Genomic DNA, 25,625 nt, shown 5'->3' with positions numbered 1-25,625 from the left:
CGGTGAAGGGGTATCTACGGCCACAAACAAACACCCGCAACCCCTTTTTCATAAAAATATTAAAAAAGATGGGTTATTGTTTATTTTCAATGGGTTGCGAGATTGCTGCATTTGCAACGCTGCGCGCGCACATAGCCTTGGCTGTGGATAACTCGGGCTATGGCGGCGCAGGGGTTCGATTTACCCCGTTTGCGCCACCATCCGGGCCCGAATCCGGCGAATCCGGACGGCCAGAAGGGCCAGAATCACGGCCAGATAGATCATCGGCTCTATCTGCCAGCCTTTGACGACCATGACATAATGGACGCCACCGAGGATTACCGCAGGATAGACCAGCCGGTGCAACCGCCGCCATCCGGCGCGCAGTTTACGGATAGACCAGTCATTAGAAGTCACCGCCAAGGGCACCAGTAGAGCGAAGCCAACCATGCCGATGGTGATATAGGGGCGTTTGACGATATCCGCCCACACGCGGCCAAGGGTTTGGACATCAAGGATCGCCCAGACCAAGAGATGTGCGAGCAGAAAGAAGAAGGCGACCAAGCCCAGCGCGCGTCGGAACTTGATCAGGTTAATGCCTGCAAATCGGCGCAAGGGGGTGATGGCCAGACCTGCGATCAACAGTTGCAGCGCCAGTTCGCCATAGCGGTGTTCCAGTGCCTTGACCGGATCGACCCCCATGCCACCAGTCAGTGCCAGATAGAAGTACCACCCCGCGACCACAGCGCCCGCTATATATAAGACACCCGACGGAATCCGTCGGGCGCCTGCGTTGATGCGGTCAACCACAGCCATCAGAAGTATTTCTTGAGGTCCATTCCGGCGTACAGGCCAGCGACCTCTTCTTCATAGCCATTGAACATCAGCGTGTCCTGACGCGGCGCGAACAGTCCACCGCCGATCACGCGTTCGCTGGCTTGGCTCCAGCGCGGATGGCTGACGGTCGGGTTCACGTTGGAATAGAAACCGTACTCACGCGGGTTTTGCATGTTCCACGTGGTTTCGGGCTCTTCCCCGGTCAGGGTGATGCGGACGATCGATTTGATCGACTTGAACCCGTATTTCCACGGCACGACCAAACGGATGGGCGCACCGTTCTGGTTCGGCAGTTCCTCGCCATAGAGACCGGTCGCCATAATGGTCAGGGGATGCATCGCCTCATCAAGGCGCAGCCCCTCACGATAGGGCCAGTCCAGAATGTTGCGACGTTGGCCGGGCATCTCTTCGGGGCGGACGAGGGTTTCGAACGCCACATACTTGGCGGAGGGCTGGACACCGACGCGGTTCAACAGCGAACCCAGTTCAAACCCGATCCACGGGATGACCATCGCCCATGCCTCAACACAGCGGAAGCGATAGATGCGTTCCTCAAGCGAGACGCCCGACATGACGTCGGCCAGATCATAGGTGCCGGGGTTATCGACCAGACCGTCGATCTTGATCGACCACGGGTCTGTCGTCAGGGTGTGGGCGTTCTCGGCCGGATCGCCCTTGCCGGTGCCGAACTCATAATAGTTGTTGTAGGTCGTGATATGCTCAAGCGGATTGGGTTCCAGATCGGTGGAATAGATACTGGGCGCCGCGTCGATCTTGGCCATCGCCGGACCGGCAAGCGCCATCCCCGCCGCACCCGCAAGCAATTGGCGTCGATTCAGGAAATCCGCCTTGGGGGTGACGTCCGACCATTTCAGTTGTTTTGACATGCGCTTTACCCGTTGTCTCTGTGTCCTAGAGGATCATCTAGGGCGATGCGCAGAACAAACAAAAACAACTCAACTCACGAAACTGTTGGAACCACTACGAGGATAGAGTTGGTTCATCGGCACCGTAGACCCGTCAGGTTGAACGATGCGGACATGCCGGCGGCGCATCTGGCGGGGCTCGGCCACCCCGACCGAATGGGCGATCATCTCGACCTCATAGGTGATGCATTTGGCATAGGCGGCGACGCGTTTGAACTTGCTCTCGACGACCAGACCTTTTTGCAGACTGGGGTCGTGGGTGGTGATACCGGTCGGGCAGGTATTCTTGTTACATTTCAACGCCTGAATGCAGCCAAGGCTGAACATGAACCCGCGCGCCGAGGTCACGAAATCCGACCCCGCCGCAATGGCCCATGCCACATCGCCTGGATTGACCAGCTTGCCACTTGCGATCAGGCGGATGCGGTCGTGAAACCCGTAGGTGTCGCGCAAGTCGCTGACCATCAGCATCGCCTCGCGCAGGGGCAGACCCACCAAATCGATCAAGGGCATGGGGGCCGCACCGGTGCCGCCCTCACCGCCGTCGATTGTAATAAAGTCGGGCGCATGTTCGATTCCGCGCGCTGAAATCAGCTTGAACAGCTCCTCAAACGGCTCAGGCCCGCCGACAACGGTTTTGAACCCGACGGGTTTTCCAGTGACCTCGCGGATATGACAGAGCATATCCAACAGCTCTTCCATATTGGCGATGTCAGGGTGGCGGTTAGGGGAAATGCTGTCCTTACCCATGGGCACGCCACGGATTTCGGAAACCTCTTCGTTGATCTTGGAGGCGGGCAGGATACCGCCTTTGCCGGGCTTGGCACCTTGGGCGAGTTTCAGTTCGAACATCTTGACCGACGGGATCGCCGCCACCTCGCGCAGCTTGTCATCGGACAGGTTGCCGTCACGATCGCGCACCCCGTATTTGGCCGTCCCGATCTGATAGACCAGATCACAGCCCCCCTGCAGGTGATAGGGGGACAGGCCGCCCTCGCCCGTGTTGAGCCAGATCCCCGCCTCTTTCGCGCCAAGGCTCAGGGCCTCAACCGCGGGCTTGGAGATCGCGCCATAGCTCATCCCCGAAATGTTGAAAATCGACGGGGCATTATAAGGTGCACGCGCATAGGGACCGATCAGCATCGCCTCGGTCGAGGCAAACTGATCATCCAGCGGCGGAAAGGCGGCGTTGACGAAGATCGGCGTCCCCGGAATGTTCAGGTTGCGGGTGGACCCGAACGCCACCGTGTTGCCCTGCCCGCTGGATGCGCGCGACACCCAATCACGCTGGGCGCGGTTGAACGGCATTTCCTCGCGGTCCATGGCAAAGAAATACTGGCGAAAGAATTCCCCCAACATGGTGAACAGATGCCGGAACCGCCCGATGACAGGATAGTTGCGCCGGATCGCATCCGTGGTCTGGAACCGGTCGATCACCAAAAGGACCAGCGCGACCAGAACCCCCACGCCCAACAGGAAGACAAACCCCAGCGCCAAGAACTCAATCGCGCGTGCCGCAAACCCCATAGTACCACCTATTCAAAAAATGAAATGTTTCCGATGCATCACCCGTGGATTGGGGGTACTGTGGTCCTGCCGCCCCCGAACCACAAGGGGCCGCACGTCACAATTTAGAGGGAGGTTGCGATGAAACGACTATTCTCGATTGGTGTGGCCCTATGCGCCATGACCGTCGGTGCTTGGGCGGGGGATGATGTCATCACCTATGAAACGTCCGATACGTTTGACGATGTCACCTTTGCGCTTGAGAACGCGATTATCGGGCAGGGTCTGGTGATTGATAGCGTGTCGCACACCGGTGAGATGCTGGAACGGACCAAGGCGGATGTCGGGTCTGACATTACCCTGTTTACCGAGGCGCAAGTGTTCAGCTTTTGCTCGGCCAACCTGTCGCGCAAGGTGATGGAGGCGGATTTCATGAACATCCGCTTTTGCCCCTATGACATCTTTGTCTATGTGCGCCCCGATGCGCCGGACACCACCGTCGTCGGCTTTCGCACCTTTCCCGAGGGGGCAATGAAAGAGGTAGAGGCGCTCCTCGACGAGATCGCCCAGAGCGCCGTCGAAGGGTTCTAGTTGGGTGGGGGCGTACCCCCACCCGATTTTTAGATTAGTGGACCACCGCGTCCTGCGGCGGTTCGCGGCGGGATGATCCCACGCGGTCGCCGATGATCAGACCCTCGGCGCCTGCGTCGATCGGGATTTCATCCCCGTCCTTGACGTCACCGGCCAGGATCAACTCGGCCAGCGGGTCCTGAACGCTGCGCTGAATCACCCGTTTCAACGGACGCGCACCGAACACCGGATCGTACCCTTCGTCGGCCAGCCATTTCTCGGCGGCCTCGGTCAGGGTCAGCGTGATCTTGCGACCAGCCAGACGTTTTTGCAGACGTGCCAGTTGGATATCCACGATCCCGTCCATATCCTCACGGCTGAGACGGTCAAAGATCACCGTTTCATCCAGACGGTTCAGGAACTCGGGGCGGAAATGCGCCCGCACCGCATCCATCACGTCGCGCCGCGCCTGCGCCGGATCGGCCCCTTCTGGCAGAACGCTCAGGGCTTGGGACCCAAGGTTCGACGTCAGAATGATCAGCGTCTGTTTGAAATCGACCGTGCGGCCCTGACCATCGGTCAGCAACCCGTCGTCCAACACCTGCAACAGGACGTTGAACACGTCGGGGTGGGCCTTTTCGACCTCATCAAACAGGATCACCTGATAGGGCTTGCGCCGCACCGCTTCGGTCAGGACACCGCCCTCGTCATAACCGACATAGCCCGGAGGCGCGCCGATCAGACGGGCAACGGCGTGTTTCTCCATGAACTCGCTCATGTCGATACGCACCATCGCGGTATCATCGTCGAACAGATACTCGGCAATCGCCTTGGTCAGTTCGGTTTTCCCGACGCCGGTCGGCCCGAGGAACAGGAAACTGCCCAACGGACGGTTCTCGTCATTGAGACCCGCGCGCGCACGGCGAACGGCGTTCGACACGGCGGCGACGGCCTGTTTCTGACCGATGACGCGCTTGCCCAGTTCCTCTTCCATGCGCAGCAGTTTGTCCCGCTGACCCTCCAGCATCTTGCTGGTGGGGATACCGGTCCAACGCTCGACCACTTGGGCGATCTGCTCGGGGCGCACGGCCTCTTCGACCAGAACGTCGTCGTCCTGATCCTCGGCCTCGGCCAACTGTTTTTCCAGCTGCGGAATAACGCCATAGGACAGTTCCCCCGCGCGGGCGAGATTGCCCTCACGCTTGGCCAGATCCAGTTCGGCCCGTGCCTTGTCCAGCTGTTCCTTGAGACCGCGCGCGCCCTCCAGCTTGTCCCGCTCGGCCTGCCATTTGGCGGTCAGTTCGGCAGAACGCTGTTGCAGCTCGGACAGCTCTTTTTCCAGCTTTTCCAGACGGTCGATGCTTGCGGCATCGTCCTCTTTCTTCAGGGCCTCGGCTTCGATCTGCAATTGCAGGATTTGACGGTCCAGCGCGTCCAGTTCTTCGGGCTTGCTGTCGACCTCCATCCGCAGACGGCTGGCGGCCTCATCGACAAGGTCGATCGCCTTATCCGGCAGGAACCGGTCGGTGATATAGCGGTGCGACAGGGTGGCCGCAGCGACCAGCGCGCTATCGGAAATACGCACACCGTGGTGCAGTTCGTATTTCTCTTTGATCCCGCGCAGGATCGACACGGTGTCCTCGACCGTGGGCTCATCCACCAGAACGGGTTGGAACCGACGGGCAAGGGCCGCATCTTTTTCCACGTGCTTGCGATATTCGTCCAGTGTCGTCGCACCGACACAGTGCAATTCACCCCGCGCCAGCGCCGGTTTGATCAGGTTCGCCGCGTCCATCGCGCCATCCGTCTTACCGGCCCCGACCAGCGTGTGCATCTCGTCGATGAACAGGATGATTTCGCCCGCTGCGGCCTCAATTTCCTTGAGGATCGATTTCAGACGTTCCTCAAATTCACCGCGGTATTTCGCTCCGGCGATCAGCGCACCCATATCCAGCGCCATCAGACGTTTATTGCGCAGGCTTTCGGGCACGTCCCCGTTCACAATACGCAGCGCCAAGCCCTCGGCGATCGCGGTTTTACCCACGCCCGGTTCCCCGATCAGAACGGGGTTGTTCTTGGTGCGGCGGCTGAGGACCTGCATGGCACGGCGGATTTCCTCGTCCCGACCGATGATCGGGTCGATTTTGCCTTGCTCGGCGGCCTCGGTCAGATCGCGCGCGTATTTCTTAAGGGCCTCATAGCCGTCCTCGGCGCTTGCACTATCGGCGGTGCGCCCTTTACGCAGATCGTTGATCGCGGCGTTCAGCTTCATCGCAGTAACGGCACCGGCGTCCAGCGCCTCTTTGGCCTTGGACGGCACAACCGCCAGCGCGGTCAGAATGCGTTCGACGGGCACAAAGCTGTCACCGGCCTTTTGGGCCAGCTTTTCCGCCTCATCCAGAACCTTGGACGTGTTGCTGTCCAGATAGATCTGACCCGCGTCGCCGGTCACCTTGGCAACCTTGGACAGGCTCAGTTCAACCGCCTCTTTGACGCGCTCAGGCGCGCCACCGGCGCGGGTGATTAGATTGGCCGACAGACCCTGATCGTCGTCAAGCAGTGCCTTGAGCAGATGCTCGGGTCCCAGTCGTTGATGGTTTTCGCGTGCAGCGATGGTTTGCGCAGCTTGGATAAAGCCACGCGAACGCTCCGTGAACTTTTCGATGTTCATCGGCAGTCTCCTTTCCTACAGCGCCCCATATGTCAAACGCCCGCTCGGCGGCACGTTTTGTGGTAGGGCCTTGCCAATAATGTGGAGATGCAGGGGGATCAGTTCAAGATCACAGACGCGTGAATTGAGTCGAATTTTACCCTTAGTAGAGATCGGTAATCCGGTCCCAGATCGTGGGCGGCGCAAGGGTCGCGGGCGGGTTGAACCGGTCCAGTAGCGCGAATTCCTCATCGCTCAGGTTTCGGCGCAGATGCCGCCATGCGCGCGACCGGTTCCAATCGCACAGGGCGCGCTGATGAAAGGTGAAATCCTGTGGCGCATCTTTGGTTTTGGACCCGCCGCCCACGGCCTGTTTTACATCATATTGCTGACGGCTGTTCGCGCCCAACTGATCCCACTCTGCCGCGATGCGCACGCGGGTCGGTTTGCAATAGCCCTCTGCGGGGGTGATATCCATGAATTCCAGCAGATCGGCCATCACATCGGGCGAACTGACGAGGTCATTATAATAATAGACCCGTTTATCCGCCGCATTGGCGCGCGCATAGAACTGAATATTGCCGCTGTAACACTTGAACCGGTGTAAGGCGCGCTTGGCCATCCTTGCGTAGGTTTCCAAAGGGTCGCGCAGGATCAGAACCACGCGGTGCTCGGACATCTCATCTGGATCAAGTCGCTGCCACAATCCCGCGTGACGCTGACGTTTTGTCAGGTTCAGAGCATCGTGCGACCGCTGAAACGCGACCTCGGGACATTCATCGGCGGAAATCAGGGACGTCTTGCCCGGCGTCCGCACACCGTAAAAGTGCTCGGTACAATAGCGCAGCCAATTCATCCCACTGCGCGGCGCGGACACAACATAGGTAACCAAAACGTGAACTCCTCAACCTGAGGCGCTCTATACCACGTCGAATTGCCTTGAAAATAGGGTTCTGTCTTGCCGCTGTTGCAAACGGACGCTAAGCCCAGCGGGATCGATTTCACAGGAGCCACGCCATGACCAACCCGTCCGACAAACTGATCGTTGCCCTTGATGTGCCCAATGCCCTTGCGGGTCTGGAACTGGCCAACACCATCGGCGATGCCGCCAGTTTCTATAAAATCGGACTGGGGATGCTGACCGGCGGTGGTCTGGCCTTGGCGAACGAACTGAAAGACGAGCACGGCAAGCGCATCTTTCTGGACATGAAACTGTTCGACATCGGCGCCACGGTCGAGGCGGCGGTGCGCGGCCTTGCACAGTTCGATCTGGATTTTCTGACCGTCCACGGCGACCCCTATGTGGTCAAGGCCGCCAAAGAGGGCGCGTCGGGCAAGGACATGAAAATTCTGGCGGTGACGATCCTGACCTCGCTGGACCGGCAGGATCTGGACGGCGCGTTGATCAAGGACGGCGCAATTGCCGATCTGGTGCAGGAACGTGCGGGCCGTGCCTTTGACGCGGGCGCGGATGGTGTGATCGCCAGCCCGCAAGAGGCCGCCCTGATCCGCGCCCTACCCGAAAGCGCGGGCAAACTGATCGTGACGCCGGGCGTGCGTCCCACCGGTGCCGCGCTAGGGGATCAGAAACGCGTGGCGACCCCGGCCACGGCAATCGCGGACGGGGCCGATCATATCGTGGTGGGCCGCCCGATCTGGCAATCGGCCGACCCGCGCGGCGCGGCGCAGGCCATTCAGGACGAACTGGCCGCGCGGTAATCGCGCTTAGTAACCGACGGTGAACACCTGACCCGTGTGGGTCGGGTTTTCGACCTCATCCGCGAATGCGATGGCATAGTCCTCGGCGCTGATCCAGCTGCGGCCATCGGCGTCGGACAACAGGACATCAGCACCAACGCGGAAGGTGCCGGTCCGCTCACCCGGTGCGATTTCGGCAGACGGGGCCAGATAGGTGGTCACGACGCCGCCCTCGATCAACGTATCCTTCAGCGCGCGAATGCCCATCGCCTCGGGTTTGATTTCGGGCGGCAACAGGGCCATCACCGGCGATCCGTCGGGCAGGTTCAGCGTACCAGCCCCACCAACCATCAACACCGGCAGACCGGTCGCCTTGGCCGCATCAAGCAGGCCCTGACCCAGTGCTTTTGCATCGGCCTCGGCGTCACCGGTGCTGCGCGGGGACGAGGACGACAGGATGACCTCGGCGCCCTCGGCGGCCTTGGCCAGTGCGGCGCCATCGGTGGCGTCCACGGAGACGGCGGTCACATTCGGCAGGGCCGCGATCTTGTCCGCGTTGCGCGACACGGCGGTCACCGAATGGCCACGATCCGACAGTTCTTTCAGGATGCAGGATCCGATCATGCCGCTGGCGCCAATCAAAAGCAGGTTCATTGTAAATTCCTCTTTAGTTACTTTCGGTAACTTGATACGAAAGAGGAACTAATGTCGGAATACGCATTCTTGCGTCTTATAGTTACTTCAAGGGAACCGCCCCATGACCAACAGCCGCCGCCGTGAAAACCACAATTGCCCGATCCGCGATGTTCTGGACCGGATCGGAGACGCGTGGAGCCTGTTGACCATGATCGAACTGTCCAAGGGGCCTGGACGGTTCAACGCGCTGTTGCGGGTGATTGACGGGATTTCGCAACGGATGCTGTCGGTCACGTTGCGAAATCTGGAACGCGACGGGTTGGTGACGCGCACGGTTCTACCGACGGCGCCGCCGCAGGTGGAATATGCCCTGACCGAGATGGGGTTTGATCTGATCGCGCATCTGGAACCGATGCGCCAATGGGCGGTCAGCAACCAATCCGCCGTGCAGGCCGCCCGCGCCGAATATGACGCGCGCGCCGCTGCGGCCTAGTTGTCGTTGATGTCGTGATCGATGCGCCGCGCCTCATCGCCCGGAATGCCAAACACCTTGCGCATCGCGACCCACGCGATCAGGGACACCACCGCAAAGATCAGCAATAGCACCTCAAGCCCAAGGTCCGCGCCAATCGCGACCAAGAGGGACACGACCCCCGCCCCGATCCCGAACCCAAGCAGGATATAGCCTGGCAACAGGGTCTCAAGGATCACCAGAACGACCGCCGCCGCGGCCCAGACCCACCACAATTGCCAGATCATCACGACCGTCCTTTCAGCATCTTGAACGCATCGCCCAACGCGTCGATCGCATGTGCGGGAACCAGAACGGTATGCGTTCCGTCGCCTGCACTGATTTCCTGCAACGCCTCGACCTGTTTCAGGGCCACCTGATATTGCGCGGCCTCGATGCCGTTCTGGTTGATCGCCTTGGCCACGGTTTCTGTGGCATAGGCCTCGGCCTCGGCGGAGATGCGGCGCGCCTCGGCAGTTTTCTGGGCGGCGTAGAGTTCCGCATCAGCGGCCAATTCGACCGCACGCTTTTTACCCTCGGCCTCGGTCACTTGGGCACGGCGGGCGCGTTCGGCGTTCAACTGTTGCAGCATCGCGTCGCGCGTCGCCTGATCCAGATTGACGTCCAGAATTTCGGCGCGGGTCACCTGAATGCCCCAGTCATCAACCGCGTCTTTGACCAGCGCCTGAATCTGGCTGATCAGGCTAGAGCGGTTCGATTGCACCTCATCCAGTTCCATCTTGCCGATCTCGGCGCGTACGATACCGGCGACGGTTGTGGCAATCGCCCCGTCTACGTCGCGAATCCGGTAAACGGTACGTTCGGGTTCCAGAATGCGGTAAAACACGCTTGTTTCCACCTGCACCAAGACGTTGTCAGAGGTGATGGCATCCTGTTCTGCGTTCGGCAACTGACGCTCAAGGATCGACACCCGATGCGCCACCTTGTCCAGAAACGGCACGATCAGGTTCAGACCGGGTTTCAGAACCGAGCGCAACCGCCCGAACCGTTCGACCACATGCTGTTCCGATTGGGGCACGACGCGCACGCCTTTGAGGATCACCAGCACCACAAACAGCGCGATCAACAAAAGGACAATCGGCGCGCCTGACAGGCTCTCTAACTCGTTCATTCTTAACTCCGTACCAAATCCCGTTCCGTTTACACCGAACCCTACCATCCGCGTGTGACATTGCATAGAAACTGGCGTCCCTTAGATAGAGCGTGCTAGTTTAGCCACATCCTTTGACCGGTGTTTCATGCCCGCACTTTGCCGAGACTGTGAAGCGATCATTGCCCCCGCGCGACGCTGTCCCAATTGCGGCAGCCCGCGGGTTTTGCAGCATGACGAACTGTTCGATCTGTCCATCGCGCATATGGATTGCGACGCGTTCTTTGCCTCGGTCGAAAAGCGGGACAATCCCGATCTGCGGGACAAGCCGGTCATCATCGGCGGCGGCAAACGCGGGGTGGTATCGACCGCGTGTTACATCGCGCGGATCAAGGGCGTGCGATCCGCTATGCCGATGTTTCAGGCCCTGAAACTCTGCCCCGAGGCGGTGGTGATCAAACCGCGCGGCGATCACTACGCCGCCGTCAGCCGCGAAATCCGCGCGTTTATGGATGACCTATCCCCGTCGATTGAACCCCTGTCACTGGACGAGGCGTTTATCGACATGACAGGGACCGAGCGCCTGCACGGCGCGCCCCCTGCGGTGATGTTGGTGAAACTGATCAACCGGATGGAGCGTGAATTACGCCTGTCGGGCTCCATCGGCCTGAGCCATAACAAGTTTCTGGCGAAAATCGCCTCGGACCTCGACAAACCACGCGGGTTTGCGGTGATTGGGCAGGGCGAAACCGACGATTTCCTGCGCGACAAACCCGTGCGTATGATCTGGGGCGTGGGTCAGGCGGCGCAGGCGTCCTTGGACAAGGCCGGCATTCGCACGTTTCAGGATCTGCGCCGGTGGGAGAGGAACGATCTGATCCAACGGTTCGGGAAATTCGGCGACCGTCTCTATCACCTTGCGCGTGGGATCGACCATCGCCCCGTGTCGAACCGCACCCCCGTCAAAGGCATCTCGAACGAAACCACGTTCTTTGAGGACACCGCCGATCGCGAATTGCTAGAGGGGCATATCTGGCGCCTTGCCGAAAAGGTATCGGATCGCGCCAAGGCCAAGGACCGCGCGGGGCGAGTTGTGACGCTGAAACTGAAACTGTCAAACCACCGCATTCTGACGCGACGCCAATCGCTGGACGATCCGACACAGATGGCCGACCGGATTTTCCGCACGGCCAAGACCCTGTTTGACGGGGTGGATCAGGGGCCGTTCCGGTTGATCGGGGTCGGCCTGTCCGAACTCTATCCTGCGGGGGATGCGGACCGGTCGCACGATCTGCTTGACCCCGACGCACCGCGCCGCAATGCCGCCGAACGGGCGACGGATGCCCTGCGCGAAAAGTTCGGCAAGGACGCGATTGTCAAAGGGCGCTCGCTGCGCTGATCACTCGGCGGCCAGAGGGGTGGCGACGAAACGCCCGATTTCGGTGATCTGTTCTACGACAGAGGCGATCAGGGTCTGCATGCCTTTGAAATCCCGACCCGGACAGACATTGGCCTCATCCATATAAAGGGACCGGTCCAATTCGATCTGGATTGCGTGCTGGCGTTTGGACGGGCGGCCATAGTGTTGGGTGATATAGGCTCCCGCAAAGGGTGAATTGCGCGCAACCCGCAGGCCCGCGCTTTCAAATATCTCCTGAACGCGGTCCACGATGTCGGTATTGGCCGCCGCGCCGAACCGGTCGCCCAGAACCACCTGCGGGGTGGATTTGCCACGGCTGATTGATTCGATGGCCTCATGCGGCATGGAATGGCAATCGATCAGGATCGCCTCGCCACATTGGGCCAGATTCTCGTCCAAGAGGGCCTGCAACTTTGCGTGATAGGGGAACCACACAGTACGCAAACGGTCCTCGGCCTCGGTCAGGGGCATCTTGCCACTGCGAATCGCGCGCCCGTTCGCGACCACACGCGGGATCACCCCAAGGCCGGAATTCACCCGCGGATTGTGGCCGGTTTTGCGCACCCCCTCGATCAGCGCGGGGTCCAGTTCGTCGGCACTGCGGTTCAGGTCCACAAAGGCGCGCGGGGCCGTCGCAGCCAGCAAAGGCGCACCACATAAGGGCGCATTCGCGAATAAAAGATCAACAAACGCGTCCTCGGACGAGCGTACAGTGCGCTCATCCAGAATCGATTCCCGCAGGAACGTCCACGGATAATCCCGCCCGCTGTGGGGCGAGTTGAACAGGACGCTGGTCGTGCGCTCTTTGGGTAAGTGCAGCCGATAGGCAGCTTTGTGCATAGGTGGACCCTCCACAAAAAACTATAGACTGAAAATTTACATTGCCAAAAGGCCTTGAACCCCATTCCGACTCTGATTATAGGACTGCGAACCAAGACGACGCTGTTGGGATTTAACGATCTGTCCGGCGATGTTGAGGTAAGGGCGGTTAGCTCAGCGGTAGAGCACTACGTTGACATCGTAGTGGCCACTGGTTCGATCCCAGTACCGCCCACCATGAATTTCCTGTCGGTTTCCGGCAGGCCTGTGAAACCCTGGCGCACGCCGCGCCGCGAATGAGGAGAAGACCCATGAAGGTCAAGAACTCGCTCCGCTCGCTGAAGCAGCGCCACCGCGATTGCCGCGTCGTGCGTCGCAAGGGCCGCGTTTATGTGATCAACAAAACGCAGCGCCGCTTCAAAGCCCGTCAAGGCTAAGCGAACAGGCTGATGACAGAGAAAACCGCGCCCTAGAGCGCGGTTTTTTCATGTCTGGGGTACGGGGTTCGGAAAGGCCCGTCAGAACGGGCATTTCGCGGTGAACGTCATCCCCTTGCCCCCGTCGGGATGAGACACGCGCAGGGATTGCGCATGCAACATCAGACGCGGCGCATCGGCGGCAGGACCTTCGGCATAGAACGGGTCGCCCAGAATCGGATGGCCGATCGCCTGCATATGGACTCGCAACTGATGGCTGCGGCCAGTTTGGGGCATCAGACGGATGCGGGCGGTGTTGCCCTCGACCTTCATCAGGCGCCAATCGGTGATCGCTGGCTTGCCGTTTTCATGGTCAACCATCTGCCTTGGACGGTTCGGCCAATCGACGATCAGAGGCAAATCCACCGTCCCCGTTTTCTCGGAAGGTACGCCCCAAACGCGGGCGACGTAGATTTTCTTGGTTTTGCGATCCTCGAACTGGCGCGACAGGTTGCGTTGGGCATGCGGCGTCATCGCGAAGACCATGACGCCCGACGTGTCGCGGTCCAAGCGGTGCACCAACAGCACCTCGGGAAACACCGCCTGCAGACGCGACAGCATACAGTCGGCCAGATGCTCGCCCCGACCGGGGACGGACAACAGGCCGCTGGGCTTATTCACCACCAACAGTTCATGATCCTGATGGATCACGTCCAACGGGTCATTGGGCGGGTTGTAATCGCTGCTCATGTTCAGGCGGGCCAATCGCCGTGGAAACCGGTCCCGTCACGGTCCAGACGTTCAAACCCGTGCGCGCCAAAGAAATCGCGCTGTGCCTGAATAACATTGGCCGTGCCGCGCGCGTGGCGCATCGTATCAAACCACGCCAACGCATTGGCCAGCGCGGGCATAGCAACGCCCGCCGCCGTACCGGCCCCGACCACACGGCGCAGCGCGGGCACAGTATCCTGCAAGCGCGTCACGAACGCAGGCGCAAAGGCCAGTTGCCCATGCGGGGTTTCCCCACGAAACGCCGCCGCGATATCGTCAAGCAAGGTCGAGCGGATGATGCACCCCGCGCGCCAGATCTCGGCCACACGGGCCAGATCCAGATCCCAGTCGAATTCGTCCGACGCGGCGTTCAACAGGGTCATCCCCTGACCATAGGCCAGAATGCGCGCGGCCAGCAGGGCGTCGTGCAAATCGGCTAGGCTGGGCGGCGTGTCCATTGTCGCGGCTCCGAACAGATCTTGCGCATGGGCGCGGGCGTCACGCTGTGCGGACCAGCTGCGCGCGGCAACGGCGGCCTCAATCGTCGAGGGCGATTGACCGAGTTTCAGCGCCTCAATCACCGTCCAGCGGCCCGTGCCCTTTTGCCCCGCCGCATCGACGATCACATCGACCATCGGCTGATCCGTGCCCGTGTCGGTCGCGCCCAGAACCTTGGCCGTGATTTCGACCAGATAGCCATTCAGAGGCCCATCGTTCCAATCGGCAAACACCTGACCGATCTCGGACGGGGTCATCCTGTCGCGCAGACATCCATAGACCTCGGCGATCAGTTGCATATCGGCGTATTCGATACCGTTGTGCACGGTTTTAACGAAATGCCCCGCCCCGTCAGGCCCCAGATGTGCGGCGCAGGGCGTGCCCTGATAATCCGCCGCGATGGCCTCAATCACGTCCTGGATCACGGCATAATGCCCCTCGGGACCACCCACCATGATCGACGGGCCGTGGCGCGCGCCCTCTTCACCGCCCGACACGCCCATTCCGATAAAGGCAAAGCCCTTGGCGGACAGGTCCGCCTCACGGCGGCGGGTGTCGTTGAAATCGGCGTTGCCTGCGTCGATGATCATGTCGCCCTCATCCAGATGGGGCAGCAGGGTTTCGATGGTTTTGTCCACGGCCTCGCCCGCCTTGACCATCAGGATGATCGCGCGCGGCGATTGCAGGGAGGCGGCCAATTCCTCGGGCGATTTACACCCGATCACACGGTCGACCAGCGCGCCAGCGTCCGCGACAAAGTCGTCCACCTTGTCCGTGCTGCGGTTATAGACCGCGATATCAAACCCGTTGTCGGCAATGTTCAGCGACAGGTTGGCCCCCATGACACCCAATCCGACCAAACCAATTCTTGCTTTTCTGGTACTCATGTCATGTTTTCCCTATATGTGTCGCCTAACGTGGCGCTTGTTTTGCGTCCCTAACCAAGTATCCTCTCGGAAAAAGACTTTAAAGGCACTCAGCAGTACTTGATGTTTCAACAACCGAAAAAAGCGTGGGACACGATTGTGCAACCCATTCTGAAACGCCCCGCATACCTTCAGTTCTCGGCCCTGTGCTTTCGTCAGCGCAAAGGCGACACTGAGGTCTTGCTGATCACCAGTCGCGGGACGGGTCGTTGGATCATGCCCAAGGGCTGGCCGATTTCGGGGCTGTCGGGGGCGGAAACCGCCCGTCAGGAAGCATGGGAAGAAGCAGGCGTTAAAAAGGCCACCATCTATCAGCGCTCGCTGGGCCGGTTTTCCTATATCAAACGTCTGGATAATGAGGTCGACACCCCTTGCGAGGCGGATGTCTATGCGATCCGTGTGGACAAGCTGATCGATAGCTACCCCGAGCGCAAGATGCGCAAACGCCGGTGGGTCACGCCGAAACAGGCGGCCAAAATGGTGCAGGAACCCGGTTTGAAAAAGATCCTGCGCGACTTTGACCCCGCCAAACTAAAACGCACGAAATCATAAACCTGTTGATCCAAACGGCGTGCCTCTGCTAGGGGCAAGCCGATTGTAACAGATTTATGACAGGTGCGCAGATGAGCGACCCGAACAATACCAACCAGTGGAAGACGCTGGACAAGGATCTTGGCCGGATCAATCAGGTCGAGGTCGCCACGCAATACATCTCGCGTCCGCTGGTCGGGCTGGGGTTGTCGTTGGTGTTCATCGTTCTGGCGGGACTGGCCTCGATGCTGTTCTTTGGCCAACAACCCACGTCCTTTGTGGTCATCGCCGCCGCCGTATTCGGGGCCTATATGGCACTGAACATCGGGGCGAACGACGTGGCCAACAACATGGGCCCCGCCGTTGGCGCCAAGGCACTGACCATGGGCGGTGCCATCGCCATCGCCGCCGTCTGTGAAAGCGCGGGCGCGTTGCTGGCCGGTGGGGACGTTGTGTCGACCATTTCCAAGGGGATCATCGACCCCGCCTCGGTCGAGGACAGCCGCATCTTTATCTGGGCGATGATGGCCGCGCTGGTCTCGGCGGCGATGTGGGTGAACCTTGCCACGTACATCGGTGCGCCGGTTTCGACCACGCATTCGGTCGTGGGCGGCGTCATGGGCGCGGGTATCGCGGCGGCGGGCCTTGGTGCGGTGAACTGGCCCACCATGGGCGCGATCGCGGCAAGCTGGGTCATCTCGCCGGTTCTGGGCGGTGTGATCGCGGCAGCCTTCCTTGCCTTCATCAAGGCCAAGATCATCTATGTCGACGACAAAATCGCGGCCGCACGGCGCTGGGTTCCCGTCCTGATCGGGATCATGGCCGCCGCATTCGCCGCCTATCTGGCGATGAAGGGTCTGAAAAAGATCATCAAGATCGACATCCTGACCGCCCTTGGCATCGGGGCCGTGGCCGGTCTGGTGTTCTATGCGATCAGCGCGCCCTTGATCCGGCGTCAGTCCGAGGGCCTTGAGAACCGGAACAAGTCGCTCAAGGTGCTGTTCTCTCTGCCTCTCGTTTTGTCGGCAGGCCTGCTGTCCTTTGCCCATGGTGCGAACGACGTGGCCAACGCCGTTGGTCCGCTGGCCGCCATCGTACACGCCGCTGAATTCGGCGCAGCGGCGGGCAAGGTGTCTATTCCCCTGTGGGTGATGGTGATCGGCGCGCTTGGCATTTCGTTCGGTCTGTTCCTGTTTGGTCCGAAACTGATCCGGATGGTGGGTAGCCAGATCACCAAACTGAACCCGATGCGCGCCTACTGCGTGGCTCTGTCCGCCGCGATCACCGTGATCGTGGCAAGCTGGCTGGGTCTGCCGGTCAGCTCGACCCATATCGCGGTCGGTGCCGTGTTCGGCGTCGGGTTCTTTCGCGAATGGCACGCCGAACGCCGCGCGCGCAATTCCAACCGTAAACGCGTGGCCAAGCCCGTCGCGGCAGAGGAACGTCGCCGCCGGAAACTGGTCCGTCGCAGCCACTTTATGACCATCGTGGCGGCATGGATCATCACGGTTCCGGCCTCGGCCTGTCTATCGGCGGTTGCGTTCTTTGTGCTGAACGCAATCGGGTCGTAAAAGTTTTTCAGAAACTTTGAACGGAAACCCTCTGTTCGTGCGTTCAACATAGGAACGACGAACAGAGGTATCCGATATGACCGACACCCATGATCACGACCATGGCCTGAAACACGACCTGCCCCGCCTAATTGGACGGCGCCGCGCGCTGGCCCTACTGGGGTTGGGGAGCGGTATCGCCATGGCCAGCCCCGCGAACGCCCTGATGTGTGTGGCCGATCAATGGGAAACGGCGGGCCCCTACCCCGCCGACGGCACAAACGCCAAGGCTGGTCAAACCGTCAACGTCCTGACCCAAGAGGGCGTCATTCGCCACGACATACGGCCCAGTTTTGGCGGGTATTCCGGTACGGCGGCGGGCGTTCCCCTGACGTTTCAGATGCAACTGGTCGACACCAAGAATGGTTGCGCGCCCTTGGCGGGCTATGCGGTTTATGCGTGGCATTGCGATGCGACGGGGAACTACACCCTCTATGACCTGACCGATCAGAATTATCTGCGCGGGGTAGGTGTGTCGGATGAAAACGGCGTCGTCGAATTCACCAGCATCTTCCCCGGATGTTACAATGGACGCTGGCCGCATGTGCATTTTGAGGTGTTCGCAACGCCCGAAGACATCGCCACCGGTCGCGACAGCCTCTTGATCTCGCAATTCGCCTTTGCCGAGGCCGACTGCGCCGAGGTCTATGCGGCCAAGTCAGACATCTATACGAACGGCACCCGCAATCTGGGCCGTCAGTCCCTGACACGCGACGGGATTTTCCGCGATAGCAGTGCCGCCCAATTGGCCCAACGCACGATGACCGTCACCGGTGATCCCGAGGGCGGCTATACAGGCACGGTTATGATTGGTTTGGAAACCTAGGTTCGCGTGGCGCAACCAAATTGAAAAAGGGGCCTTGCGGCCCCTTTTGTTATTTTCCTAGGCAGTAGCGCATCACGGCCTTTTGCGCGTGCAGCCGGTTTTCGGCCTCATCAAAGATGACGGAGTTCGGACCGTCCATCACGGCGGTGGTCGCCTCCTCATCCCGGTGCGCGGGCAGGCAGTGCATGAACAACGCATCCGGTTTCGCCAGCGCCATCAGATCCTGATTGACCTGATAAGGACGCAGTTGGTTGTGGCGACGTTCGCGGGCGGATTGGGGATCATGCATGCTGACCCATGTGTCCGTCACGATCAGATCGGCACCTTCCACGGCGGCACGCGCGTCGCGTTCGATGGTGATGTTGACGCCCTTGGCGCGGGCCTCTTCGACAAAAACCGCCTCAGGGTCCAGCGTTTGTGGACCGGTAAAGGTCAGATCAAACCCGAACTGCCCCGCCGCATGGATGAACGAAGCACAGACGTTGTTGCCATCGCCCGACCAGACCACCTTTTTGCCAGCGATCGGGCCGCGATGCTCCTCAAACGTCAGGATGTCGGCCATGATCTGACACGGGTGGGTGCGGTTGGTCAGGCCGTTGATCACGGGCACGGACGCGTATTCCGCCATCTCCTGCAGAGTGGCCTCTTCGAACGTGCGGATCATGATCATATCGACATAGCGCGACAGAACGCGGGCCGTGTCGGCGATGGTTTCACCATGACCCAGTTGCATGTCCTGCCCCGACAGGACCATGGTCTGGCCGCCCATCTGGCGCACACCGACGTCGAAAGACACGCGCGTCCGCGTCGAAGGTTTCTCAAAGATCAGCGCGACCATCTGACCGGCCAGAGGCGCGTCAGCATCCAGCGCGCCCTTGGGCAGGCCCGCGCGGGCGTTCTTGATCGCCTTGGCCTGATCGATAATGGCCCGCAGATCGTCGGCGGGGGTGGTGTTGATATCCAGAAAATGCGTCATCGTACTGTTCCGTGTCGGGGCGCGGCCCCGCCTTATCTTATGTTTGCGCGGTCGCTTTGGCCCGCACGGCGGCGGCGGCGGTATGCAAACGCGCCACGGCCTCGGTGATTTCGTCGTCAGAGATGTTCAGCGGCGGCAACAGGCGCACCACGTTGTCGGCGGCAGGTACCGACAGGAATTCGGCGTCATAGCCCGCGGCCACGACATCGCCCGCAGGGGCCACACATTTCAGACCCTGCATCAGGCCCGAACCGCGCACGCTTTCAAACACATCGGGGTATTCGGCGACGAGCCCCTCTAGCGACTGGCGCAGCGCACCGGCCTTGCGCGATACGTCCTGCAAAAAGGCGGGATCGCCCACGATGTCCAAAACGCGTTTCCCCACGGCACAGCCCAGCGGGTTGCCGCCATAGGTCGATCCGTGCGTACCTGCGGTCATGCCGCTTGCCGCATCCTCGGTTGCCAGAACAACGCCCAGCGGAAAGCCACCGCCGATGCCCTTGGCCACCATCATCACATCGGGTTCGATCCCCGCCCATTCATGCGCGAACAACTTGCCCGTCCGGCCAACGCCGCACTGGACCTCATCCATGACCAGCAACGCGCCGGTTTCATCACACAGATCGCGCAGCCCCTTGAGGCACTGATCGGGGACGGGGCGAATGCCGCCCTCGCCCTGCACGGGTTCGATCATGATCGCGGCCACTTCGGGATCGCGCGCGGCCTCTTGCAGGGCCTCGTGATCGCCGAATTCCAGCTGAATGAAACCGGGCAGCAACGGACCAAAGCCTTTGACCATTTTTTCGGTGTTCACCGCCGCAATCGCCGCCGAGGACCGACCGTGGAACGCACCGCTAAAGGTAATGATCTTGACGCGCTCGGGCTGGCCCTTTTCGTACCAGTATTTGCGCACCATTTTCACGACCAGTTCACAGCATTCCGTGCCCGAGTTGGTGAAAAACGCGGTGTCGGCAAAGGTCTGATCGACCAGAGCATCGGCCAGCGCCTTTTGCTCGGGGATCTGATAGAGGTTCGACAGGTGCCACACCTTGGACGCCTGATCGGTCAGCGCCTGAATCAGGTCAGGGTTCGCATGGCCCAGCGCGTTCACCGCAATACCCGCGCCGAAATCCAGAAAACGTCGCCCGTCTTCGGTGTACAGCCACGCGCCTTGGCCGTGGGTAAACGCAAAGGAAGTCCGGTTATAGGTCGGCAGGATCGACGAAATCATAGAGGTGCCCTCAGAAATAGAAGCAGATTGGTGCCCTAGGGACAGGGTCAAGTCAACGCTTTGGGAAGGAAAATGCGCGTTATGGGCGCACGGGATCACAGGTCAGACGCGGGCGCGTCGACGTCGCAGGCAGTTATCTGTGCGCAAAGTGATCATGGCGCCCGCATAGGACCTTTGCGGGCGTCTGTCTACTGAAATCAATCGCGCGTTAATAAAGCCGCCCGAATGTGGCGTCCAGAATGGTGCGCAGGGCGTCCGCGTCGATCTGGGTAAAGGCCTCGGGCTCTTCGCTGTCGATGTCCAGAACGGCGATCAGATCACCCCGACCGTTCCACACCGGCAACACGATTTCCGACCGCGTGGCCGAGGAACAGGCGATATGCCCCGGAAACGCATCCACATCATCGACCAGTTGCGTTTCCCCCGTGCGCGCCGCCGCGCCGCAAACCCCGCGCGAGAATGGAATGACCAGACAGCCATGCCCACCCTGATACGGCCCGACCTTCAACAACCCGTCGGACACCACGCGGTAAAACCCTGTCCAACTGAACCGGTCATCGCTGTGATGCAGCTCACACGCCATGGTCGCCATTATCGCGACCTCATCGGTTTCGTCCTTGGTCAGGGACGCAATCACCTTGGCCAGTCGGGGATAGTCAGCACGCATCGCGAAACCCTTTCGTTTTATCAGGCTTTTACACGGTTACGGATTGGTAAGAAAACCATTCTAGCCTGCCTGTAAAGCGAAGGTAGGGAAAGATAAAATGCAACTGAATACACAAACGACGGATGATGTTCTGATCATCCATGTGGACGAACCTCGCATCGATGCCTCGGTCGCGATTCAGTTCAAGGACACCGTGCGCGGGTTGATCGCCGATGGGCCTAAACAGGTCCTGCTGGATCTGGCGCGGGTCGATTTTCTGGACAGTTCGGGTTTGGGCGCCGTTGTCGCGGTGATGAAACATCTGGGCAAGGACCGGCAACTGATCCTCAGCGGGCTAACCCCAAACGTCGCCAAGGTGTTTCGCCTGACCCGTATGGACCGCGTATTCCGAATCCACGACTCGGTCGATGACGCGCTTGGCGCGCCAGGGGCGGCCGCATGATGGGGGGCGCAGTGAGCGAAACGCGTGCGTCCGTCCGGTTTCCCGCCACACCGCCCAAGGTGCGGGAATGTCTGCTGTATCTACGCGAATGGCTGCACGGGGTTGTCGATGACGTCGGAGAGGTCGAACTGGTTCTGGCGGAACTGCTGAACAACGTGGCCGAACATGGCTATCCCGCGGATACAGGCGGCGATGTCAGTGTGACTCTAGAGGTCGAACAGGGCGCGCTGCGGCTGGAAATCTGTGATCAAGGCGGGGTTTTGCCCGACTTTTTGATGGAGCATAAAACCCTGCCCGATCCGCTTGATCTGCCCGAGGGCGGGTTTGGCTGGCCTTTGATCCACGCCTTAACCGAAGACATTTCCTACAACCGCAAGGACGGGGTGAACCAATTGCAATGCCGCATGCCGCTAAGCGCGGGTCCGGAAATCGGGATGACAGAGGCCGTTTAAGACCGTTTCGCCCTTTACATTGGTAAAAATGATTGGCCAAACTGTCCCAAAATTCGGGGGGACAGCATTACAATGCGAGATTTTCATAAACCTGGACGCTCTGCCGTTTTCGCCCAGAACGGGATGTGTGCAACGTCGCATCCGCTTGCCGCCAAGGTCGCGGTCCAAATCCTAGAGGCCGGCGGTAACGCCGTTGACGCCGCGATTGCAGGTGCCGTTCTGTTGGGCATTTGCGAACCCCAAATGACGGGGATCGGTGGGGACTGCTTTGTCCTGCTGAAACCGGCCGGTTCGGATGACATCGTTGCCCTGAACGGATCGGGGCGTGCGCCCGCCGCACTGGACGCCGCAGAGATGCGTGCGCGGGGTCTGAAAACCGTGCCCCTGAACACCGCCGATGCGGTCACTGTCCCCGGTGCTATCGACGCGTTCTGCCGCCTGTCCAAGGATTGGGGCAAGATCGGTCTAGCGACCTCTCTGGCCCCCGCGATCTATTACGCCGAACATGGTGTCCCGGTCGCGCCGCGCACGGCCTTCGATTGGGCCGAGGCGGCGGATAAACTGCAGGGCGACGCGCGCCGTCATTACCTGTTCAACGACCAGCCCCCCAAAGTCGGTCAGGTGTTCCGCGCCCTCGGTCAGGCCGAGGTCCTCCGCAAAATCGCGACAGACGGGCGCGAGGGTTACTATGAAGGCGAGGTCGCCGAGGATATCGCCAACTCCCTAAACGCGCTGGGCGGGGTCCATACGCTGGACGATCTGGCGAATACGCGCTGTGATTACACGACCCCGATCTCGGGCACCTATAAAGACATCGAACTGGTTGAGCATCCGCCGAACGGCCAAGGCGCGACCGCGATCCTGATGGCGAATATCCTGTCGAATTTTGACCTGCCGAACATGGACCCGTGGGGGGCCGAGCGCGCCCATATCGAGGCCGAGGCGGCCAAACTGGCCTATAACGCCCGTGACCGGTTCGTGGCCGACCCCGATCACATGTCGCGTCTGGACCATATGCTGTCCCTTGATACGGCCGCGCGTCTGGCCGGCCTGATCGACCCGACCCGCGCCATGGCCGATGCGCATGTGACGTCCGAGGCGGTGCACAAGGACACCATCTATCTGACCGTGGTGGACAAGGACCGGATGGTTGTGTCCCTGATCTATTCAGTGTTCCACAGCTTTGGCTCGGGCCTTGCGTCACAGAAATTCGGCATCGGATTTCAGAACCGCGGCGCGGGCTTTACCCTGCAAGAGGGCCACGCGAACGAGGCCAAGGGCGGCAAACGTCCGATGCACACGATCATCCCCGCGATGCTGCGCAAAAACGGCAAGGTCATCATGCCGTTCGGCGTCATGGGCGGCGCCTATCAACCCAACGGGCACGCGCGGGTTCTGACCAATATCGTGGATTATGGCCTGCACCCGCAGGCAGCCATCGACGCGCCGCGCTGTTTCTCGGACGCGGGCACGATGCAGGTCGAGCGCGGCTATTCCGACGATGTCCGCGCGAAACTGGCCGAGATGGGCCACAAGGTCGACACGCCCAGCGCCCCCATCGGCGGGGCCCAAGCGATTCTGATCGACGAAGACACCGGCGTGTTGCAGGGCGCATCGGACCCGCGCAAAGACGGCTGTGCGCTGGGATACTGATCGGGTGCTTAGTTCAGCTGGAACTGCAGGGGGTAATGGCCGTTCTCAAACTCACCAAAGATGTCTTCGACATCGGGGTGTTGAACGGGCTGCCCCGTCTGGTCGGGCACCAGATTTTGTTCCGACACGTAGGCCACGTAATAGCTTTGGTCGTTTTCGGCCAGCAGATGGTAAAACGGCTGATCCTTGGCGGGGCGGCTGTCTTCGGGGATGGCGTCATACCATTCCTCGGTATTCGAGAATTTCGCATCCACGTCAAAAATCACACCGCGAAACGGATGTTTCCGGTGGCGCACGATTTGTCCCAAATGATACTTGGCCTGCGTCTTTTGCATCATGTTGCATTCCCCCAACTCCTATTTCTAAAGGGACGGGCGGGGGAATGTCCATGAAAACACTTTTGAAAACAGGAAACAGTCTGTGAACCTCTTTGTCACAGTATTAGAGATCGTCGCGCCCGTATTTTTGCTTGCCGCCATTGGGTTTAGCTGGGTCAAGCTGGGGTTTGAGTATCGGGTCGAGTTCGTCACGCGCCTTGCGATGACCCTGTCCGTGCCCTGTCTGATCTTTACCTCGTTGATGCAGACAGAGGTCGATCCGGTCGCCCTGACCACCGTGTCGATTGCGGCGACTGTGTCCTATGCCGCGATTGCGGTGGCGTTTTACGCGATCATCCTGTTGTTCCGGTTGGACGTGCGCACTTATCTTGCGCCGCTGGTGTTCGGAAATACGGGCAATATCGGCATGCCCTTGGCCCTGTTTGCCTTTGGTCAGGACGGGTTGGGATATGCGGTCGTGGTGTTCGCAGTCATGGCCATCGGGTCGTTCACATTCGGCATTTGGGTCGTGACGGGCGGCGGATCGTTGACCAAGGTCATCAAGGAACCCATCGTGGCCGCCACGATCCTTGGCGGCATTTTCCTGTCCCAAGGGTGGCAAACGCCACGGGTTCTGACCAACACATTGGAATTGATCGGACAAATCGCGATTCCGATCATGCTGATCACACTTGGGGTCGCGGTTGCGCGCTTGCATCCCGGGCGTCTTGGGCGGGCGTTAATCCTGTCCTTGGTCAAGGCTGCGGTCTGTGTGGCCGCCGGTCTGGGGATCGGCATGGCATTCGGTCTAAGCGGCATGGCCTTGGCCGTTCTGACGGTCCAATTGGCGACGCCCGTGGCGGTGACGTCCTATATGCTGGCCGTGAAATACGGCGCGGATGATGACGCGGTTGCGGGTCTGGTTGTGGTGTCGACTTTGCTGTCGGTCGGCCTGGTTCCGCTATTGCTCGCATTTTTGATCTAGGTTTTCCCGCAAACCCGTTTCAACCGGCATCATTTTTGCGTATTCTGCCCAAAACACAAAGAAAGCGAGAGGCAGATGAGCAGACTTCTTCGCGCCGTACTATTGTTGATGCTGGTCGCCAGTTGTAGCGGCGGGGACAAATCGCCCCCGCGCAATCTGGACAATGCCTGTAGCATCGTCGATCAGCGCCCTAAGTACCTTAAGGCGTTCAAGCGGACCGAACGGAAATGGGGCGTGCCCGTGCATGTCCAGATGGCCACGATCTATCAAGAGAGCCGTTTTGACGGTGATGCGCGCACGCCAGTGCAATACGTCCTCGGGATTATCCCGATGGGGCGGCAGAGCTCGGCCTATGGATACGCGCAGGCGCTGGACGGGACATGGGACGAATACCGCAAGGACACCGGTCGCCGTGGCGCGGACCGCGATGACATCTATGACGCGTCGGATTTCATCGGCTGGTACATGAACAAAACGCGCGATCGCAACGGCATCGCCCTGTCGGATGCGCGCAATCAGTACCTTGCCTATCATGAGGGCCACACCGGCTACGCCCGTGGCAGTTACCGTAGCAAAAGCTGGCTTGTCCGTGTGGCAGATCAGGTTGCGGCGCGCGCGGACACCTACCGGTCCCAGTTGACGCGCTGCCGCTAAGGTATCG

The 25,625-nt window shown here is 60.3% G+C and carries 28 protein-coding genes and 1 tRNA gene; 14 read left to right on the top strand and 15 right to left on the bottom strand.

What is annotated here, in order from left to right; translation table 11 throughout:
- Window positions 1-180: 180 nt before the first annotated feature.
- From msrQ to R1W00_RS17995, 3 genes are all read right to left on the bottom strand, one after another.
- Window positions 181-795, bottom strand: coding sequence for a protein-methionine-sulfoxide reductase heme-binding subunit MsrQ (gene msrQ / locus R1W00_RS18005; RefSeq protein WP_317264162.1), 615 nt, complete (start codon window positions 793-795; stop codon window positions 181-183).
- Complete coding sequence (gene msrP, locus R1W00_RS18000; RefSeq protein ID WP_317264161.1) at window positions 795-1,703, bottom strand: protein-methionine-sulfoxide reductase catalytic subunit MsrP; 909 nt, start codon at window positions 1,701-1,703, stop codon at window positions 795-797. Before msrP ends, msrQ begins: the two co-directional genes overlap by 1 nt.
- 69 nt (window positions 1,704-1,772) lie before the next feature.
- Window positions 1,773-3,269, bottom strand: coding sequence for an FMN-binding glutamate synthase family protein (locus tag R1W00_RS17995; RefSeq protein WP_317264160.1), 1,497 nt, complete (start codon window positions 3,267-3,269; stop codon window positions 1,773-1,775).
- Window positions 3,270-3,389: 120 nt separating this feature from the next.
- On the opposite strand from R1W00_RS17995, the gene R1W00_RS17990 reads away from it, so the two are divergent.
- Window positions 3,390-3,839, top strand: a complete 450-nt coding sequence (locus tag R1W00_RS17990; protein ID WP_410901578.1) for a DUF302 domain-containing protein — start codon at window positions 3,390-3,392, stop codon at window positions 3,837-3,839.
- A 34-nt stretch (window positions 3,840-3,873) separates the two neighbouring features.
- Here the strand turns inward: R1W00_RS17990 and clpB are convergent, their stop codons facing one another.
- Together clpB and R1W00_RS17980 are read right to left on the bottom strand one after the other, a co-directional pair.
- Window positions 3,874-6,489, bottom strand: a complete 2,616-nt coding sequence (clpB, locus tag R1W00_RS17985) for an ATP-dependent chaperone ClpB (protein ID WP_317264159.1) — start codon at window positions 6,487-6,489, stop codon at window positions 3,874-3,876.
- Between the two features lie 142 nt (window positions 6,490-6,631).
- A complete protein-coding gene (locus R1W00_RS17980; RefSeq protein WP_317264158.1) occupies window positions 6,632-7,360 on the bottom strand; it encodes a hypothetical protein in 729 nt (242 codons plus the stop codon).
- A 125-nt stretch (window positions 7,361-7,485) separates the two neighbouring features.
- Between R1W00_RS17980 and pyrF the strand changes: the two genes are divergently transcribed.
- On the top strand, window positions 7,486-8,187 hold the full coding sequence (gene pyrF / locus R1W00_RS17975) for an orotidine-5'-phosphate decarboxylase (protein ID WP_317264157.1): 702 nt from the start codon (window positions 7,486-7,488) through the stop codon (window positions 8,185-8,187).
- 6 nt (window positions 8,188-8,193) lie between these two features.
- Here pyrF and R1W00_RS17970 read toward each other — a convergent pair whose 3' ends face one another.
- A complete protein-coding gene (locus R1W00_RS17970) occupies window positions 8,194-8,820 on the bottom strand; it encodes an NAD(P)-dependent oxidoreductase (RefSeq protein ID WP_317264156.1) in 627 nt (208 codons plus the stop codon).
- Window positions 8,821-8,923: 103 nt separating this feature from the next.
- On the opposite strand from R1W00_RS17970, the gene R1W00_RS17965 reads away from it, so the two are divergent.
- The gene (locus R1W00_RS17965) at window positions 8,924-9,295 is read left to right on the top strand and encodes a helix-turn-helix domain-containing protein (protein ID WP_317264155.1); all 372 of its coding nucleotides are present in this window, start codon (window positions 8,924-8,926) and stop codon (window positions 9,293-9,295) included.
- Here the strand turns inward: R1W00_RS17965 and R1W00_RS17960 are convergent.
- On the bottom strand, window positions 9,292-9,561 hold the full coding sequence (locus tag R1W00_RS17960) for a hypothetical protein (protein WP_317264154.1): 270 nt from the start codon (window positions 9,559-9,561) through the stop codon (window positions 9,292-9,294). The two genes, R1W00_RS17965 and R1W00_RS17960, sit on opposite strands and share 4 nt — an antisense overlap.
- Entirely contained in the window at window positions 9,561-10,445 is an 885-nt protein-coding gene (locus R1W00_RS17955) for an SPFH domain-containing protein (protein ID WP_317264153.1), read from the bottom strand. Before R1W00_RS17955 ends, R1W00_RS17960 begins: the two co-directional genes overlap by 1 nt.
- A 127-nt stretch (window positions 10,446-10,572) precedes the next feature.
- Here R1W00_RS17955 and R1W00_RS17950 point away from each other — a divergent pair, with 127 nt between their 5' ends.
- Window positions 10,573-11,823 carry a DNA polymerase IV gene (locus R1W00_RS17950; RefSeq protein ID WP_317264152.1) on the top strand — a complete coding sequence of 417 codons (1,251 nt, stop codon included), beginning with the start codon at window positions 10,573-10,575 and terminating at the stop codon, window positions 11,821-11,823.
- Here R1W00_RS17950 and R1W00_RS17945 read toward each other — a convergent pair whose 3' ends face one another.
- A complete protein-coding gene (locus R1W00_RS17945) occupies window positions 11,824-12,684 on the bottom strand; it encodes an N-formylglutamate amidohydrolase (protein WP_317264151.1) in 861 nt (286 codons plus the stop codon).
- A 142-nt stretch (window positions 12,685-12,826) separates the two neighbouring features.
- Here R1W00_RS17945 and R1W00_RS17940 point away from each other — a divergent pair.
- Window positions 12,827-12,901 (top strand) — tRNA-Val (locus R1W00_RS17940).
- A 73-nt stretch (window positions 12,902-12,974) separates the two neighbouring features.
- Window positions 12,975-13,100 (top strand): type B 50S ribosomal protein L36, encoded by a 126-nt coding sequence (gene ykgO, locus R1W00_RS17935; protein WP_012177066.1) that lies wholly within the window; start codon window positions 12,975-12,977, stop codon window positions 13,098-13,100.
- Between the two features lie 81 nt (window positions 13,101-13,181).
- Here the strand turns inward: ykgO and R1W00_RS17930 are convergent, their stop codons facing one another.
- Entirely contained in the window at window positions 13,182-13,829 is a 648-nt protein-coding gene (locus R1W00_RS17930; protein ID WP_317264150.1) for an RluA family pseudouridine synthase, read from the bottom strand.
- A gap of 2 nt (window positions 13,830-13,831) precedes the next feature.
- Complete coding sequence (gene gndA, locus R1W00_RS17925; RefSeq protein WP_317264149.1) at window positions 13,832-15,235, bottom strand: NADP-dependent phosphogluconate dehydrogenase; 1,404 nt, start codon at window positions 15,233-15,235, stop codon at window positions 13,832-13,834.
- A gap of 102 nt (window positions 15,236-15,337) precedes the next feature.
- Between gndA and R1W00_RS17920 the strand changes: the two genes are divergently transcribed.
- From R1W00_RS17920 to R1W00_RS17910, 3 genes are all read left to right on the top strand, one after another.
- Window positions 15,338-15,826, top strand: a complete 489-nt coding sequence (locus R1W00_RS17920; protein WP_317264148.1) for an NUDIX hydrolase — start codon at window positions 15,338-15,340, stop codon at window positions 15,824-15,826.
- A 71-nt stretch (window positions 15,827-15,897) separates the two neighbouring features.
- Window positions 15,898-17,376, top strand: a complete 1,479-nt coding sequence (locus R1W00_RS17915; protein ID WP_317264147.1) for an anion permease — start codon at window positions 15,898-15,900, stop codon at window positions 17,374-17,376.
- A gap of 76 nt (window positions 17,377-17,452) precedes the next feature.
- A complete protein-coding gene (locus R1W00_RS17910) occupies window positions 17,453-18,241 on the top strand; it encodes a hypothetical protein (protein WP_317264146.1) in 789 nt (262 codons plus the stop codon).
- Between the two features lie 49 nt (window positions 18,242-18,290).
- On the opposite strand, the gene argF is transcribed toward R1W00_RS17910, so the two are convergent.
- The 3 genes from argF to R1W00_RS17895 all read right to left on the bottom strand — a co-directional run bounded on the left by argF (window position 18,291) and on the right by R1W00_RS17895 (window position 21,115).
- Window positions 18,291-19,217 (bottom strand): ornithine carbamoyltransferase, encoded by a 927-nt coding sequence (gene argF, locus R1W00_RS17905; RefSeq protein ID WP_317264145.1) that lies wholly within the window; start codon window positions 19,215-19,217, stop codon window positions 18,291-18,293.
- A 37-nt stretch (window positions 19,218-19,254) separates the two neighbouring features.
- Window positions 19,255-20,448, bottom strand: a complete 1,194-nt coding sequence (locus tag R1W00_RS17900) for an aspartate aminotransferase family protein (protein WP_317264144.1) — start codon at window positions 20,446-20,448, stop codon at window positions 19,255-19,257.
- 208 nt (window positions 20,449-20,656) lie between these two features.
- Complete coding sequence (locus tag R1W00_RS17895; RefSeq protein WP_317264143.1) at window positions 20,657-21,115, bottom strand: GAF domain-containing protein; 459 nt, start codon at window positions 21,113-21,115, stop codon at window positions 20,657-20,659.
- 97 nt (window positions 21,116-21,212) lie between these two features.
- Between R1W00_RS17895 and R1W00_RS17890 the strand changes: the two genes are divergently transcribed.
- The 3 genes from R1W00_RS17890 to R1W00_RS17880 all read left to right on the top strand — a co-directional run bounded on the left by R1W00_RS17890 (window position 21,213) and on the right by R1W00_RS17880 (window position 23,662).
- Window positions 21,213-21,557 (top strand): STAS domain-containing protein, encoded by a 345-nt coding sequence (locus R1W00_RS17890; RefSeq protein ID WP_317264142.1) that lies wholly within the window; start codon window positions 21,213-21,215, stop codon window positions 21,555-21,557.
- Between the two features lie 11 nt (window positions 21,558-21,568).
- Window positions 21,569-22,009, top strand: a complete 441-nt coding sequence (locus tag R1W00_RS17885; protein WP_317264141.1) for an ATP-binding protein — start codon at window positions 21,569-21,571, stop codon at window positions 22,007-22,009.
- A gap of 72 nt (window positions 22,010-22,081) precedes the next feature.
- Window positions 22,082-23,662 (top strand): gamma-glutamyltransferase family protein, encoded by a 1,581-nt coding sequence (locus R1W00_RS17880; protein WP_317264140.1) that lies wholly within the window; start codon window positions 22,082-22,084, stop codon window positions 23,660-23,662.
- 8 nt (window positions 23,663-23,670) lie between these two features.
- Here the strand turns inward: R1W00_RS17880 and hspQ are convergent, their stop codons facing one another.
- Window positions 23,671-23,997 (bottom strand): heat shock protein HspQ, encoded by a 327-nt coding sequence (gene hspQ / locus R1W00_RS17875; RefSeq protein ID WP_317264164.1) that lies wholly within the window; start codon window positions 23,995-23,997, stop codon window positions 23,671-23,673.
- 85 nt (window positions 23,998-24,082) lie between these two features.
- Between hspQ and R1W00_RS17870 the strand changes: the two genes are divergently transcribed.
- Together R1W00_RS17870 and R1W00_RS17865 are read left to right on the top strand one after the other, a co-directional pair.
- Window positions 24,083-24,964, top strand: a complete 882-nt coding sequence (locus tag R1W00_RS17870; protein WP_317264139.1) for an AEC family transporter — start codon at window positions 24,083-24,085, stop codon at window positions 24,962-24,964.
- Between the two features lie 75 nt (window positions 24,965-25,039).
- Window positions 25,040-25,618 (top strand): lytic transglycosylase, encoded by a 579-nt coding sequence (locus R1W00_RS17865; protein ID WP_317264138.1) that lies wholly within the window; start codon window positions 25,040-25,042, stop codon window positions 25,616-25,618.
- The last annotated feature ends 7 nt before the right edge of the window (window positions 25,619-25,625 follow it).

Source organism: Rhodovulum sp. FJ3 (assembly GCF_032918305.1).
Lineage (GTDB): Bacteria > Pseudomonadota > Alphaproteobacteria > Rhodobacterales > Rhodobacteraceae > SAT37.
Note: the sequence above shows the minus strand (reverse complement) of the source record. Positions and strands in the feature narration are given on the sequence as shown.